The following is a 14671-nucleotide window of genomic DNA, read 5'->3' as shown; positions in this document are numbered from 1 at the left end:
CACCCGCGAAATAATTAAGAGGGAATCGCATTCAACAAGCATGTGACCCGAAAAATAATAATCGGAGTGAAAGGATATGTTTACTAAGAGCCATTTGGCGCTAGTGATCGGTGCGGTGTTAGCAACACCTGCAGTGGCGGACGTTCAAACAGACGAACATGTAGTTGTAGAAGGTCGAGAGTTCGGCTACAAGGCGGATACAAACAGTACAGCAATGCGCATGGAAATGACGCAGCTGGAAACGCCAGGACAAGTAGCGGTTATCGATGAAACGGTAATTGATGAGCAGCGTGCAAGTACACTTGGTGAAGTGCTACGTAACGATGCAAGTGTTAGCGCGGGTGGTACAAGCCGTAACCGCGAACGTTTCTCTCTACGTGGTTTTGAACTTAGCAGTTCAGACGGTTTTCTTCGTGATGGCCGTCAACACTGGTCACACTACCGTCAGCCAATTGAGCTTTTAGAGCGTGTTGAAGTGCTTAAAGGTCCATCAGGCTTGCTATACGGTAAATCTGAGCCGGGTGGCTTGGTAAACATGGTTTCGAAAAAACCAACAACTCAAACACAAGCTAGTTTGAGTCAAGATCTAGGTTCGAATGATCACTCACGCACGGTGCTTGATGTGAGTGGCGCGCTAAATGATGCAGAGACACTGCGCGCGCGCGCAATTTTTGCCAAAGAAAGCTACGGCTCTTGGCGCAGCTACGGCGATGGTACCGAGCCAGAAACGGATCGTACGGTTGCGGGCCTAGTGGTTGAGTACGACATCACCGACAACTTTATGGTGTCAGCGCATTACGATCGCACGAAAGACGATGGTAGCGTGGATTCTGGTGCATACATTATTGATGGCAAAGCGGTTCGCGGTGATAAGTATATCTGGGATGCGCAGTGGTCTGAAATTGATAACGATGTAGAAAACTATGGCATCGATATTAATGCTCAAGTGACTGACAATGTAAACGTAAAAGCGGGTTACAACCGTCAAGACTTTAAGCGTTTTGATGTAGAGTCTTACCCTGGTTTCGATACTTATGACCAAGATACTAAGATCGACCATTCTGGTAACGAACGCAAAGATAATTGGGTGTTTGATACTGCATATATAGATGTGACGACGGACTTTTCTCTGTTTGGTACAGATAACACGTTTTTGGTAGGCGCGAACTATCTAGAGTATACCTATGACCGTTTCCAAAAGTATTACAACCCTATAAGTATAGAAGCCGGTCAGTCAGTGCCTCGTCCTGGCTACTCTGGGAAAGTTAAACAGTCCACAAGCGAGCACGACACTTGGGGTATCTACGCGCAAAACATGATGACGATTAATGATTACTGGCAAGTGCTTGCAGGTGTTCGTTATGACGAAAAGCGTGATGATGACCTGACTGAAAACCAGGTTTCTCCAAAATTTGGTGTAATTTTCCACCCCGCGACGAATGGCTCGGTTTACGTTCAGTACTCTGAAAGCTTTATGCCGCAAGGTGAAGTCAGCAGTGGTCGTGGCAAAACTTACGTGAACGATGGCGAGAAGCTAGATGCAGAGCGCGGAATTTCTTATGAAATCGGTACGAAGTGGGAACTGTTTGATCAGCGCTTATTTGTATCAGGTGCTGTGTTTGATATCACATTAGAGAACATGTCGCTAGATGTTGAAAGTGGTAAAGATGCTAGTAATAAGGTTCTACATAAGAAAACTCAAGGTGGTGAGCAAGTACACAAAGGTGCTGAGCTAATGGCCCAAGGTTTTGTGACCCCTGAGTTGTCGCTAACCGCTTCTGCAATGTATTTGGATGCAGAGTTGACGAAAGCGGATAAAAAATTCGAGGGTAACCGCCCTGTAGATGTGCCAGAGTTCTCGGCAAGTCTATGGTCTAGCTACAAGGTTCAAGACAATACGAACCTAAACCTTGGTTTGATTTATGAAGGTGATCGCTACGGTGATGCAAAGAACACCTTCAAGAAAGATGGCTACGCTCGCGTTGATATGGGCGTGTCATACAAACATAAGTACGATGAAAACTTGGATATCATTGCTCGATTCAATGTAGAGAACTTATTCGATACCGACTACTTCGCAGGTGGTGGTAGCACGAATAGCGAGCAAAAAGGTGCGAGTGGGGTTGTGGTTGGAGAAGACCGCAACTACATGGCAACAATCCAGTTCAAGTACTGATAACAATTTGATTATTAAAGGGGAAGGGTAGTCTTCCCCTTTGGTCGTTTTTGGAACACAGAAATATAACTCGTATGAATCTAATGAAATCAAGTATCGCTCTGTTGATATCATCGGTTTTGATTCCCGCTCACGCGGCGAACTTAAACGATGCACAAGCTGTGCAGAGTAAAACAAACCAGTCGTCGGCGGTAAGCCAAAAACGTATTGATGCAAGCGCAGAAAAATCACTTACTCTAGAAGCTGAAATTGAGCAGCTGCAAGAGGAAGTCGGTAACTTGAAGATTTATCGCGATCATCTTGCAAGCCTTGTTGAGAGCCAAAATCAAGAAGTTGATAGCTTGAACGAGCAAATTGAGCAGATTGCTCAAACTCGTCAAGGTGTCGTGCCTTTGATGTATCACATGCTTGAGGGCTTAAAAGTGCTCGTCGCTAACGACAAGCCTATACGCAAAGCGCAACGTGAGGAGCGAATAGCAAAGCTGGATTCCATGATGACGCGTGCAGACGTTGCGGATGCAGAGAAGTTTCGTCGTATTTTAGAAGCGTACCAAATTGAAATGGATTACGGCACCAAGCTTGGCGTTTACCAAGGCAAGATTAACCTGGGTGACAATGAAGCTTTGGAGGCGGACATTCTCTATTTAGGGCGTTTGTCTTTGGTAGCACGTAGCTTATCTGGTGAGACATTCTGGAGCTGGTCACAGCAACAACAAGCATGGCAACAAGTGGGTTCTGAGCAAAAATCAGAGCTAGATAAAGCGTTCGCTATGGCGAATAAACAGATCGCGCCGAGTATGTTAACTCTGCCAGTGTCGTTAACCGCTGCGGAGGGCAAATAAATGATGAAAAAATGGTTATCGGTTGCATTAATCTCGACAGCCGCATTAATGCCTCATACAACTTTTGCTAGTGATGCGTTGTTACAAAAGGCGCAGCAAGAAAATCGTCAACAGCAATCGCACAATGTCGCGCGCGAATCAGGTTTTAAGAAAACAGAGCAAGAGCTACAGGCTATAAAGAATAAATTGGCCGCAGAGCGAGCGGCTCTTCAAGAAGAAGCGGACTCATTAAGTGTTACTTTCGGTGAAAACGAAGCGGAACTGGCGCAGCTAGAAGAAAAGCTACGTCTAGAAACCGGGAGCTTAGGTGAGCTATTTGGCGTCGTTCGCCAGAACGCAAAAGAGCTAGAGTCAGAGCTCAAGAGCTCAGTAACGGGTGTTGATGCAAACTCATATCAGAAAGATATCGATGCAATTGTTGCAGCTAAATCACTGCCAACGTTGACCCAACTTCAGGCGATGTGGCGCAGCATGGAAGAACAAATCAAAGCAAGTGGTGAGATGGCAAACGTCTCTTTCACACTGCTAAATGGCGAAGGTCGTGAACAAACGGTTAATGGTGTTCGTCTTGGTTCTATGGCGCTGCTGGATGACACTGGCTACGTTAAGTGGAATGGTCAACGCGGAGATGCGGTAAACTATCTTCGTCAGCCTGAAAGCGGTCCAACAGCGAATACTATTTCCTCTGGTGACATTGATGCGCTTGTCATTGACCCGTCACGCGGCATTCTTCTTGAGCAGCTCGCAAACTCACCGACTTTGGCTGATCGCCTAAATGCAGGCGGCGTTGTCGGTAAAATCATCCTTGGTTTATTAGCTATCGGCCTATTGATTGCTCTCGTACGTGGTGCATCTCTGATGATTTCGCGCCAGAAAATCATGAAGCAACTGAAAACTCCAGCACAGCCAGGAGACAACCCTTTGGGTCGTGTGCTTGCGGTGTATCAGAAAGACAAGCATCGCAGCGTAGAAGCGTTAGAGCTACGTCTTTTGGAAGCCGTTGTTGATGAGCAAACCCACCTAGAAAAAGGGTTATCGATGCTGAAGCTTCTTGCTGCGCTGGCCCCTATGCTTGGTCTACTGGGCACCGTAACGGGTATGATCGAAACCTTCCAAGTCATCACTCAATTTGGTAATGGTGATCCGAAAGTAATGGCGGGTGGTATTTCGATGGCGCTTGTAACTACTGTACTTGGCCTTGTTTCAGCCATGCCATTGTTATTGGCGCACAACGTATTGAGCTCTCAAGCAGAAAATATTCGCAGTATCTTAGAAAAGCAAGGTATCGGTTTAGTTGCAGAACAAGCTGAGCGAGATATGCCGAGCAACAAAAGTCACTCTAACACCTTAGCGGAGAACGCAGCGTAATGGAGCAGATCCTACTCAACACATTGGGTTTGATCAGTGAGGATTGGGCCACAACCTTGATGAGCTTTATGCAGCAAGGTGGTCAAATCCTATGGTGGCTGGCTGCCGTCGTGGCGGTGTGCTGGCTGTTGGTTATGGAGCGAGTTATTTATCTCACAACGGTTTTCCCTGGGGTAAAGAAACAGCTTTGTGAGCAGTGGCAAGCAAGATCAGAGCACCACTCTTGGTACGCGCATCAAATCCGTGAAGGATGGATTGCAAAAGCGCAAATCGAACTGCGCCAAAACCTATCGACTATTAAACTACTTGTGGCGGTTTGCCCAATGTTAGGGTTGTTAGGGACGGTGACGGGCATGATTACGGTGTTTGACGTAATGGCATCGCAAGGCAGCAGCAATCCGAAATTGATGGCTTCTGGTATCTCACTTGCTACGCTGCCAACCATGGCGGGTATGGTAGCAGCGCTGGCGGGCATGTTTATTCATGCTCGCCTTAGCAAAGTGTGTGAACGAAAAGCTATCCAGTTAGAACAATCTTTAAGGAGTCAAAAGTGAGACTCGGACGCAGACCTAACCAACAAGATGAAGCTCAAGTCGATTTAACGTCGATGCTTGATATCGTCTTCATCATGTTGATCTTCTTCATTGTGACCAGTTCGTTTGTACGTGAATCCGGTGTAGAAGTGAACCGCCCTCAGGCTTCTAATGTGGTAAGCCAAAAAGATGCGGGCATTTTTATCGCAGTAACGGCAGCAAATGACGTGTACATCGACAAACGAGTGGTTGATATTGAGCGTGTTGAGGCCTCTATTGAGCACTTGTTACTTGATCAGCCTGATGCTTCGTTAGTTATCCAAGCTGACGAGCATGCTTATAATGGCACTGTCGTGAAAGTGATGGACGCTGCAAAAGCGGCGGGCGTGAAAAACATCGCATTGGCGGCGGAGAAACCTTAATGGGCAGGCTGTTACTTGCACTACCAGCATCATTGTTAATTTCTGTGAGCCTGTTTAGCTTTATGGCGTGGATGGTTGATAAAGGCAACCAGCGAGCGCCAGAAGCTTCGGAAGCGGTTCGTTTTGATATGGTGATGGTAGAGAATGAAGCAGACGTGCAGCGTCGTCAACGTTCAGTGCCGGAGCAACCAGAACCACCCCAAGCGCCGGAGCCAATGGATCTGTCTCAAGCTGACACTCAAATGGAGCCAATGAGCCAGATGACGCCAGTCAGTGCTTTAGGTTTGAACACTGCTCTTGAAGGTATCGCGATCAGCGCGCCAAACTTGAAGGGAACAATGGGCAACCAACAAGCACTGCCGTTGTATCGTGTTGATCCTCGTTATCCAAGTAAGGCGCTGAAACGTAGAGTTGAAGGCTATGTCATTATGCGTTTCACGATCGATGCAACAGGACGACCAAAAGATATTGAAGTGATCGAGGCTGAGCCACAGCGTATGTTCGAAAGGGAAGCAATCCGTGCGCTTAAAAAATGGAAGTATCAGCCAAAAGTTGAGGATGGTGTGTCAATTGAGCAGTATGGACAAACCGCTAAAGTGGAGTTCAAGTTAGCCAAATGATGAAAAAATTCCTAATCGGTACGGTATTAAGCCTGAGTGCACTTTCAACCATTGCCAGTGAGTTAAGCCAATACACTGCCGCGAGAGTTCAACGAGCACACAACTTGGCTCAAGAGGAGAAACTAAAAGAAGCGATTTCATCTCTTGAAGCTATGGAGCTTTCTCGTGGATATGACCAAGCTTATGTCGCTCGAATGTTGGGTATTTTTTACTGGCAGAATGAGCAAACTCAAGCAGCAATTAAGCAACTTGAGTTGGCAGTCAATAGTGGTTTGCTACAAGATGAGCAAGCATGGCAAACCCGAAAAATGTTGGCAGATATACTGCTGAACGAGCAACGCTTTTCTAAGGCGTTACCTCATTACTATGCCTTGAGCAAAAACATTCCTAAAGGTCAAAAAGCGCATGAGCTATGGCTGCGTATTTCCCAATCTCATTATCAACTGAGTCAGTGGCAGAAAGTGCTTTCAGCAATGGCTCGTTATGAGAAGTTTGATCAGCCAGACAAGCTTGGCGCATTGTCGATAAAGCTTTCTGCTGAGCTAGAACTGAAAAAGTGGAAGCCGGCAATCTCGACCATCAAACGCTTGATCGCGATTGAACCTGAGCGAATTGAATGGTGGCGTCAGCTTGTTGCTCTTTACCTGCGTGTTGATGACAACAAACGTGCTCTGGACTCTTTGGCGTTGGCAAAACTGAAAGGGTTACAACTTAGCCAAGATGACTTAAAGCTGCTGTCACAATTGTACGTGAAACGAGGTATTCCTGAGAGAGCTGCGTTAGTGATGAACGAGCTAGAGGATGTAAACTCGAATAGTAAACTGAAAGCTCAGCAAGCGACGTATTGGCAAATGGCAAAAGAGTGGGAAGAGTCTATCGATAGTTGGCGTGTTGCTGCTCAGTTAGACCGACAGTATTACTGGAACTATTCTCAATTATTGGTGCAAGAAGGCCACTATAAAGATGCCCTTGCCGCGCTCGATAAGGTCAGCGGTCGTAAAGCGGATGTCGCACTTATCAAAACTCGCGCTTATTACAAACTTAAGCGGTTTGACGATGCACTCGCTAATGCCAAAAGAGCGAATGAGATTAAACCGTCGAATCAGGCAAAAAGTTGGGTTAAGTATCTATCACAGCTACGCAAAGTAGAATCGACGCAAAACTCATAGCGAACATTTTTATTAAATACCCGAGCTCAGTCTCGGGTATTTTTTTGTCTAAAGTCATAAAGGCTATTTATTGTATGAGCTTTTCATAAAAAGCTAATGCATCAAATGGTCGGGAGAAAAAAGGGCTTTTCTCTATATATTCTTGATGTACCTTGCTCAGTGTTTCAAACTTTTCTCTCGATGTAGGTTCGATATGAAAAGTTAGGCTTTCAGTCGATTCTACAAGCTTTAATGTTGAGGTTCTTGAAGCGTTATTTTTTGCTATTAATAGATAATATGCTAGCTCTTGCTTCTCTTTTAATACACAAGCCTCAAAAGCTTTCTCGCTTAAAAACGGCAGAACAGGAGTTAATGCTTCTATATGTTTCTTTGAATACTCTAGGGTTTGTTTGTCAGGTGCATTCTGGTCTGCCATAGATTCGCACTGCTTTATTTTCGCACCATAATTATCGATAGATTGGCTTACGTTGTTAAACAAACTGGCTTCAAACTTTTCACTTGCGAAAGTGACACTTGAGAAAAGTGATAAGAGAATTATTACAACATTCTTGTTCATATTTTTCCTTCTGAACTGCACCATAACGTTTGGCTAGCATCAGAAAATCTTCTCTATCTAACCCAACACTAACTTCTTAGCTTACCTTTTTAATCTAGCTTATCGATAGCTTTTAAGTTTTTCATTAAATATACATAAAGGCGCATTTTGGTGGAGTCTATCCCACTTTTTAGTATTGGAAATATCATTAAATTTTGAGTCATTAAAATTGATAGGGTTATTATCTAGAGGGTAAGCAATCGTTAACTCACATTGGCTCAAATAGTTACAACATGCGCCAGCCAAGCTGAATTGAAAAGGTAAACAATGTAAATTAAATGCCAATACGAATGATTATCACCTAAATTATGCCCCACATTTATTGGTGATGATTGTTTCTATGTTGCTTAAAAGCAAAGGTGTTCAAACTTGGGCTCGCCGCCTACATATCTATATTTCGATGGCTCTTCTCTTAGTTACGCTGTTTTTTGCAATAACTGGAATTACCCTCAATCGCCCCGAATTATTTGAACGCAGTGAACCTATCATTCAACAACATACTCTTACGGTTCCACACTCAGTTCTATTCTCACATTCAGATACCTTTCAACCTAATCGTGAAGGGCTGGTGGCTTTCTTGACTAAAGAAACCGAGCTTCGCGGCACTCCCTCCGCACTAGATGTGTATACCGAAGTTGAGCAAGGTGAGTTGTTACTCGGAGAGCTGTCTATGGATTTTAAAGGCCCAGGTTATAACGCTACGGTCTTTATTGATATGACCACCGGTGCGGCAGAGGTTGAAACGACGCACTACGGTATTGTTGCGCTGCTGAACGATCTACATAAAGGACGCAACAGTGGTGGGATTTGGAAGTGGTTTATCGACGTCACTGCGCTTTTGATGGTGTTTTTTGTTCTAACAGGTGTGTGCTTATTACTGCCTAAGAAGAAGACGCTTAGAACGTCAATGCAATGGATGAGCTTTGGTACGTTACTGTCGCTCGTGATTTATTTTTTTGCTGTTCCATAACAGCTTTTTTAGAGAACACTTATGTTGAACACAGGAAGATTTTTCCGCCGTAATCACTTTTGTAAAGCCGCTTTGATCGCGGCTTTTGCTCCTTTCTCTCTTTCTGCGGCTCCTCTACCAGATAACGCGAAGATCGATTTCGAATTCGAACTTCCAAAGATAGACACTTCAATGTACGCACGCCCTTATGTGGCGGTTTGGGTTGAAAACGACCAGCGTAAACCGGTTAAAACCATTCAGCTATGGGTAGGAAAAGACGAATGGCTAAAAGACCTGCGCAGCTGGTGGAGAAAAGCGGGTCGTTATGATCGTGAACTTGTTGATGCGGTGACGTCTGCAACGCGCCCTGCTGGACAGTACCGTTTTGTCTGGGACGGAACCAATGATGCAGGAAAGCGTTTGGAGCAGGGAAATTACACATTGTACGTCGAAGTCGTTCGTGAACACGGTGGGCGTAACTACTTACGTCAAAAAATAACGCTAGCGGACAGTGAAGTGCGCTATGAGCTTAAACCAACTCAAGAGACGGGTGTCATCACCGTCAATTATCAAGTTAAGTGATTAAAGGACACAACAATGAAAACCAAAATCAAAGCAGTGGCATTGGCGAGTGTAATGGCAATGGGATTGGCTGCAACAACCACCGCACAAGCGCATCCACGTTGGGTTCTGCCTTCTCACTTTACGGTTTCAAAAGAAGGCGGTGACTGGCTGACATTTGATGTTACTGCTTCTCACGGGACGTTTGTTTTTGATAAGCCTGCGGGTAGTGACCAAGCGTTCGTGGTGATGCCGGATGGCCGTTCTGAGCGTCCTAACTTTGTTGTTCGTGGCAAACGTCGTTCTATGTTTGATTTCTTTTTTACGGAAGAAGGCACGCACAAAGTCGCGATCAATAATCAGCCGAGCTACTACACCCAATACAAAGCGGGTCGTCGTGATACGGTGAAATGGGCGCGAGCAAACAAAGCTGAGCGTCATGATGTACTTCCAAAACAGGCGCGTGATGTGGTTACACAACTGAGCTACACCCGAGCAGAAAGCTACATTACGGTTGGTATGCCAACGGACAAAGCGTTGGAGATTGAAGGCAAAATGCTGGAGATGAAGCCGGTCACGCATCCATCGGATATCATTGAAGGTGAACCAGTCACTTTCCAGTTTTTCTTCAATGGTGAGCCACAAGAGGGCGTCACAGCGGAGATCACACGTGAAGGCACCATGTACCGAAACCATCAAGAACAAATCGATGTGGTGAGTGATGAAGATGGCAAAGTGATCTTCACGCCAGAGGTCGCAGGGCGCTACTTAATGAAAGCGAACTACAAAGGTGAATTAAAAGATAATCCATTGGCGGATAAAGCGAGTGCCAATGTTCACCTTACGTTTGAAACTCAACTTAACTAATCGAATTAGGCTCAGCAATCGCTGGGCCATTTTGGAATCATCATGAATAACACTTCTCTTCTCAAAGCTGCTTTGCTTTTTCTGGATTTGCTTCTTTTCACGCTGCTGCACACTTCCCTCTGATGAGTTGTCACTTGGCGCAAGATAAAGTGATTTGTGAAGCGGGCTACTCGGATGGATCGACAGCGGTCGACTACGATGTCGAAATGTACGATTACGACGACAATCTGATCGCCAAAGAGAAAACAGATAAGCGTTCCATAGCAGAATTTACTCACCCTGAAACAGATTTCTATTTGGTATTTGATGCCGGACATGAAAGCCCGGTGGAAGTGGATATCGTTGAGCTGAAAGAGAAATGAGTGTACAGAAAGTTCGTCCCGATGATGGTAACCGAGAAGGAAAGTGGGTCGCACTGACTATCGCAGCGATTCTCGGTTCTGCAGCCATACTTATGCCCTACCATCAGGTCGCGACTGAAAAGCCAGACATACAGGCTCATCAAGTTTTAATCACGGACTTACATCAAAACGAGTTGGGTTTGATCGCTGAACTTAAGCTTGCTCATGAAGAGATTCGTGATTTGCAGCTAGAAACTGGAACTTGGCCTGAGGTCTCTGACATGGAGGCGCTTTGGATTGCTCCTTTCGTAAAAGACCAAAATTGGAAGCGCAAAGGGTCTCATCAGTGGAAACGAATCGATGACGGAGTCTACATTGGCATGAAGAAAAATGCCCAAGGTTCTGCCTCTATGCTTCTGGATAGCCGTGGCTCTCAAGCTGATATTTGGTTTAGTGATTCTAGCCGATCGTTAAATGCGGAGGTACTAAGCGATCTAGCAAAACGCCGCCAGCATGGCTGGCAACAAATCGTTCTGTCAGATTCCTCTTCTTCCCATTCTCACGCCCATTAAGACAACATAATTGATAACTACTATGATCAAACGCTCTCTTTTACGTCGTATTCTTACAGCCACCGTGTTATTGACGGTGTCTTCTACTGGCTTTGCTGCCGATAAACTCAGTATTGGTATTACGCTTCAACCTTATTACAGCTATGTCAAAGCTGTTGTTGATGACAAGGCGAACATCATTCCTCTGGTCGATGCTGGTTTTAACCCTCATAACTATTTACCGCAACCCAATGATCTTAAGCGTTTGAATAAAATGGATGCGATAGTGATCAATGGTATTGGTCATGACGATTTTGCACTGAAAGTGATCAAAGCCTCTCAGCGTGATGATCTCGTGGTTATCGAAGCGAACAAAGAAGTGCCTTTATTGCCCGCTATGGGGCAGTCTGTTGGTCAAGGAGCAGTGAACCCTCACACCTTTGTTGGTCTATCGACCACTATTCAAAAGGTTTACACCATCGCGAGTGAGCTAAGTAAACTGGACCCAGACAACGCTACTTTTTATCGCCAAAATGCTCGTAAATATGCGAAAACTTTCCGCCTGATGAAGCGTGATGCAATGTTGTCTCTTGGTGAGTTGGACACAGCTGGTATGAAGGTGGCGACAACCCATAATGCTTACGGCTATATCCTTCAGGAGTTTGGTGTTGACGTCGCAGCTGTCATTGAGCCTGCTCATGGCGTTGAACCAAGTGCCAGTCAGTTGCAGGAAACGATTGAGAAAATTCGTGAATCGGGCATTGATGTGCTGTTTTATGAGCTCAACATGCCGAACCGTTTTGTTGATACCATCGAAGAGGCGACTGGGGTGCAGCTTTATCGCTTTTCTCACATGACTCACGGTGAGTATGAGGCTGATAAAGTCGAACTTGAGATGCGAGATAACGTGGAAACGCTCATTGAGGCAATGAAGTTTGTTGCGAGCAAGCGAGCAGGGGAAAAGGCGTAATGACTGGACCTTCCGTTTCCTTAAGTAACGTGGGCCTAAAATACGCCGACAATATTATTTTGCAGAACATCAGCGCTGAATTCGAGAGCGCTAAATGCCACGTTATCATGGGGCCGAATGGTGGTGGGAAAACCTCTTTGCTTCGTTCGATACTTGGGCTAACACCATTTTCAGGAAACATTGCACTCAATTGGCCAGAGCAATCAGCTGCATCGGGTAAGATAGGATATGTACCACAAAAGGCGATGTTCGAGGCAAGCCTCCCGTTAACCGTGATGGATTTTGTGCTGCTTAATCAAACCCGTATCCCTCTATTTTGGCGACGTAAAACTAAACAAACTCAACATGCCCTGGCCCAGCTGGATCGCGTGGGCATGGCAACGCGTTGCGATCGTCGTATGGGGCAACTCTCTGGCGGTGAGCAACAGCGTGTTTTGTTTGCGCAAGCTTTACTGGATGAGCCCAATTTATTGGTTTTAGATGAACCTACAACTGGTATGGACGAGCAAGGTGTTCGGTATCTTGAAGGTTTGATTCATGAAGTCGTTGGAGAAGGCAAAACGGTACTGGCAGTACACCATGACGTGACCGCAGTGCGCCGTTTAGATGCTCAGGTCCATGTCGTAAATCGTCAAATTGTGGCGTCAGGTCACCATTCAGATGTGCTAAGCCCTGATCGTATAGAAACATTATTTAAGCACTACACAGCAAAAGTGGAGGCTGCATAATGGATTGGTTACGAGAGTTAGCGGTTAGCGGCGTTGAAGCTGGATGGTTAAGCGATAGCTTTTCTTATGCCTTCATGGTGAACGCAATTGTGGCTGCGTTGATATTAGGACCATTACTTGGTGGTCTTGGGACATTAGTCATCGCCAAGCGACTGGCTTTTTTCTCTGAAGCGGTTGGGCACGCTGCGCTTACCGGAATCGCGATTGGTGTGTTGCTCGGTGAGCCGCCAGAGAATCCGATCATCGGATTGTTTAGCTTTTGTATGATTTTTGCGCTGTTGCTTCACTTTGTTCGTAATCGTACGAATGTACCTTACGACACACTGGTTGGGGTTTTTCTTGCGCTAGCGTTAGCGGTTGGTGCTGCGCTGTTAATGTACGTTGCTCGTAAGATCAACATTCACATGTTGGAGAACGTGTTGTTTGGCTCGATCTTGACTGTGACGGACAACGATATCCTTATTTTAGCGATCAGTTGTTTGATCATATTACTGCTTCTTATTCCAACGTTTAACCGCATTTTGCTGACTTGTATCAGCCCGGATATTGCACGTGTACGCGGCTTTAATACCAGCTTTTATGATTACTTATTTGTCATGATGATCACCTTGGTCACTATCGCCGCGGTAAAGATTATTGGCGCGGTATTGGTTGGTGCATTGCTACTGATTCCTGGTGCAACGGCTAGGTTATTGACTAAACGCATGGGCACTTTCGTTCTCCTTTCTTCTTTATTGGCAACCATTGCGTGTTTAGTCGGAACCATACTGCCGATGGAGCTTGAGCTACCAGTGCCATCAGGCGCATCCATCATCATTGTTTCTGCGGCCTTTTTCCTAACAGCAACGGTTTACCGAATTATCCAAAAAGCGTAACCCTTTTTATAAAGTAATGAACATGAAGATAAAAAAATTAGCGATAACTTTTGGTTTGGTTATAGCGACGACACTTCCATCGTTGGCAAGCGCCAAAGACATTTTAACCAGCACTCCCGTCACGTACATGTTGTCTGAGCAACTCATGAAAGGTACAGGGATAGAGACTCAGTATCTGCCTCCAAAGCGTTACGGCGTTGAGCGTCTTGAGAACTGGTTCGCAAATAAAGGTACAGAGCAAGTTAAGCAAGCGGGTCAAGCCGCGACGGTTGCTATTACTCTTGGTGCGATTTGGAAACAAGACCCGACTTATGTTTACGCTCGACAGGGCAACATTCACTTGATTGAAATCGATGCATCGCAGGCCATTTCTCCTAGAGCTCAAGGAGTTGCAGTACTGACATTGGAAAACGGGTCAACATCGAAGTACGCGTGGCTGAACCCTACAAACTTAATCCGAATGGCGGGCATTGTTGGAGAGGATCTACAACGTGTATATCCTGAGCACCAAAAGGCGATTCAAACGAATCAACAGGCTTTTATGCTCAATGTGCGTGAACTGCTCAACCAACAACAGGCAGAGATCTTCGATAAAGGCATCGATTCAGTGGTACTGATGAGTGAGTCACTAGAGGACTTTGCCTCTGGCAACCAATTGTTTGTGGTTGGGCGCGAATTTAAGCCAGAACTCGAGTGGACAGAAGAAGACAAATTATCTTTAAAAGCTCAGTTTGAACAAGATAAAACGCTATGGTTAGTGACGGATAAACGACCGTCGAAAACCTTGACATCGCTTATTAAACCGAGTCGTATACTGCAAATTGATGTTATTGACCGCTGGGGCAGTAAGGGTATCAAAACTGAGAAGCCACTCGCACGTTGGGAGATGTGACACGTAAAAAGCCACAGATTTTATGATGGGGAATGAAAAGTTCCCTATTTTTTTGTGACTTAGCTCAAAACGTGAGCATTAATACCACTGGTTGCATAAGAAAGTGTTTGTTTCATTTCTATTTCATTACTACTTTGTTATGTGTTCGTTGCGATTGATTCGGATTTAATCTGTCTCTAAGCGAACCGGTACAAACAACTATACGGATGTTA

At 45.4% G+C, this 14671-nt stretch carries 16 protein-coding genes and 1 pseudogene; 16 read left to right on the top strand and 1 reads right to left on the bottom strand.

Translation table 11 applies throughout. The features are described 5' to 3' along the window. The first annotated feature begins 76 nt into the window (after positions 1 to 76). The 7 genes from P4S59_RS16180 (at position 77) to P4S59_RS16150 (ending at position 7130) form a co-directional block, all read left to right on the top strand. Positions 77 to 2176, top strand: a complete 2100-nt coding sequence (locus P4S59_RS16180) for a TonB-dependent siderophore receptor (protein ID WP_139060112.1) — start codon at positions 77 to 79, stop codon at positions 2174 to 2176. 74 nt (positions 2177 to 2250) lie between these two features. Next, positions 2251 to 3018 (top strand): DUF3450 domain-containing protein, encoded by a 768-nt coding sequence (locus P4S59_RS16175; RefSeq protein ID WP_256893946.1) that lies wholly within the window; start codon positions 2251 to 2253, stop codon positions 3016 to 3018. Further along, positions 3019 to 4386, top strand: coding sequence for a MotA/TolQ/ExbB proton channel family protein (locus P4S59_RS16170; protein ID WP_048624654.1), 1368 nt, complete (start codon positions 3019 to 3021; stop codon positions 4384 to 4386). Continuing rightward, positions 4386 to 4940, top strand: coding sequence for a MotA/TolQ/ExbB proton channel family protein (locus P4S59_RS16165; protein ID WP_006741219.1), 555 nt, complete (start codon positions 4386 to 4388; stop codon positions 4938 to 4940). Before P4S59_RS16170 ends, P4S59_RS16165 begins: the two co-directional genes overlap by 1 nt. Next, positions 4937 to 5341 (top strand): ExbD/TolR family protein, encoded by a 405-nt coding sequence (locus tag P4S59_RS16160; RefSeq protein WP_005374257.1) that lies wholly within the window; start codon positions 4937 to 4939, stop codon positions 5339 to 5341. Before P4S59_RS16165 ends, P4S59_RS16160 begins: the two co-directional genes overlap by 4 nt. Beyond that, entirely contained in the window at positions 5341 to 5961 is a 621-nt protein-coding gene (locus P4S59_RS16155; protein ID WP_006741220.1) for an energy transducer TonB, read from the top strand. The genes P4S59_RS16160 and P4S59_RS16155 overlap by 1 nt, the downstream gene beginning before the upstream one ends. Next, positions 5958 to 7130, top strand: coding sequence for a tetratricopeptide repeat protein (locus P4S59_RS16150; protein WP_337168677.1), 1173 nt, complete (start codon positions 5958 to 5960; stop codon positions 7128 to 7130). Before P4S59_RS16155 ends, P4S59_RS16150 begins: the two co-directional genes overlap by 4 nt. 67 nt (positions 7131 to 7197) lie before the next feature. Here P4S59_RS16150 and P4S59_RS16145 read toward each other — a convergent pair whose 3' ends face one another. Continuing rightward, on the bottom strand, positions 7198 to 7686 hold the full coding sequence (locus P4S59_RS16145) for a hypothetical protein (protein ID WP_139060114.1): 489 nt from the start codon (positions 7684 to 7686) through the stop codon (positions 7198 to 7200). 379 nt (positions 7687 to 8065) lie between these two features. On the opposite strand from P4S59_RS16145, the gene P4S59_RS16140 reads away from it, so the two are divergent. From P4S59_RS16140 to P4S59_RS16100, 9 genes and pseudogenes are all read left to right on the top strand, one after another. After that, complete coding sequence (locus P4S59_RS16140; RefSeq protein WP_256950174.1) at positions 8066 to 8695, top strand: PepSY-associated TM helix domain-containing protein; 630 nt, start codon at positions 8066 to 8068, stop codon at positions 8693 to 8695. Between the two features lie 21 nt (positions 8696 to 8716). Beyond that, on the top strand, positions 8717 to 9256 hold the full coding sequence (locus P4S59_RS16135) for a DUF2271 domain-containing protein (protein ID WP_006741224.1): 540 nt from the start codon (positions 8717 to 8719) through the stop codon (positions 9254 to 9256). 15 nt (positions 9257 to 9271) lie between these two features. Further along, positions 9272 to 10102: a DUF4198 domain-containing protein gene (locus P4S59_RS16130; RefSeq protein ID WP_256950176.1), complete on the top strand. Its 831-nt coding sequence runs from the start codon at positions 9272 to 9274 to the stop codon at positions 10100 to 10102. A 42-nt stretch (positions 10103 to 10144) separates the two neighbouring features. Next, positions 10145 to 10464 (top strand): annotated as a pseudogene (locus tag P4S59_RS16125) (hypothetical protein). Beyond that, the gene (locus P4S59_RS16120) at positions 10461 to 11015 is read left to right on the top strand and encodes a DUF6162 family protein (protein ID WP_046873903.1); all 555 of its coding nucleotides are present in this window, start codon (positions 10461 to 10463) and stop codon (positions 11013 to 11015) included. The pseudogene P4S59_RS16125 and the gene P4S59_RS16120 overlap by 4 nt, the downstream one beginning before the upstream one ends. Before the next feature lie 22 nt (positions 11016 to 11037). Then, positions 11038 to 11964: a metal ABC transporter solute-binding protein, Zn/Mn family gene (locus tag P4S59_RS16115; protein WP_256950177.1), complete on the top strand. Its 927-nt coding sequence runs from the start codon at positions 11038 to 11040 to the stop codon at positions 11962 to 11964. After that, positions 11964 to 12692 carry a metal ABC transporter ATP-binding protein gene (locus tag P4S59_RS16110; RefSeq protein ID WP_053807975.1) on the top strand — a complete coding sequence of 243 codons (729 nt, stop codon included), beginning with the start codon at positions 11964 to 11966 and terminating at the stop codon, positions 12690 to 12692. Before P4S59_RS16115 ends, P4S59_RS16110 begins: the two co-directional genes overlap by 1 nt. Beyond that, positions 12692 to 13567, top strand: coding sequence for a metal ABC transporter permease (locus P4S59_RS16105; RefSeq protein WP_104972216.1), 876 nt, complete (start codon positions 12692 to 12694; stop codon positions 13565 to 13567). Before P4S59_RS16110 ends, P4S59_RS16105 begins: the two co-directional genes overlap by 1 nt. Before the next feature lie 22 nt (positions 13568 to 13589). Then, positions 13590 to 14459 (top strand): metal ABC transporter solute-binding protein, Zn/Mn family, encoded by an 870-nt coding sequence (locus P4S59_RS16100; protein WP_104972217.1) that lies wholly within the window; start codon positions 13590 to 13592, stop codon positions 14457 to 14459. The last annotated feature ends 212 nt before the right edge of the window (positions 14460 to 14671 follow it).

Origin of the sequence: Vibrio sp. M60_M70 (assembly GCF_037162085.1) — a bacterium.
GTDB classification, from domain to species: domain Bacteria; phylum Pseudomonadota; class Gammaproteobacteria; order Enterobacterales; family Vibrionaceae; genus Vibrio; species Vibrio diabolicus.
Note: the sequence above shows the minus strand (reverse complement) of the source record. Positions and strands in the feature narration are given on the sequence as shown.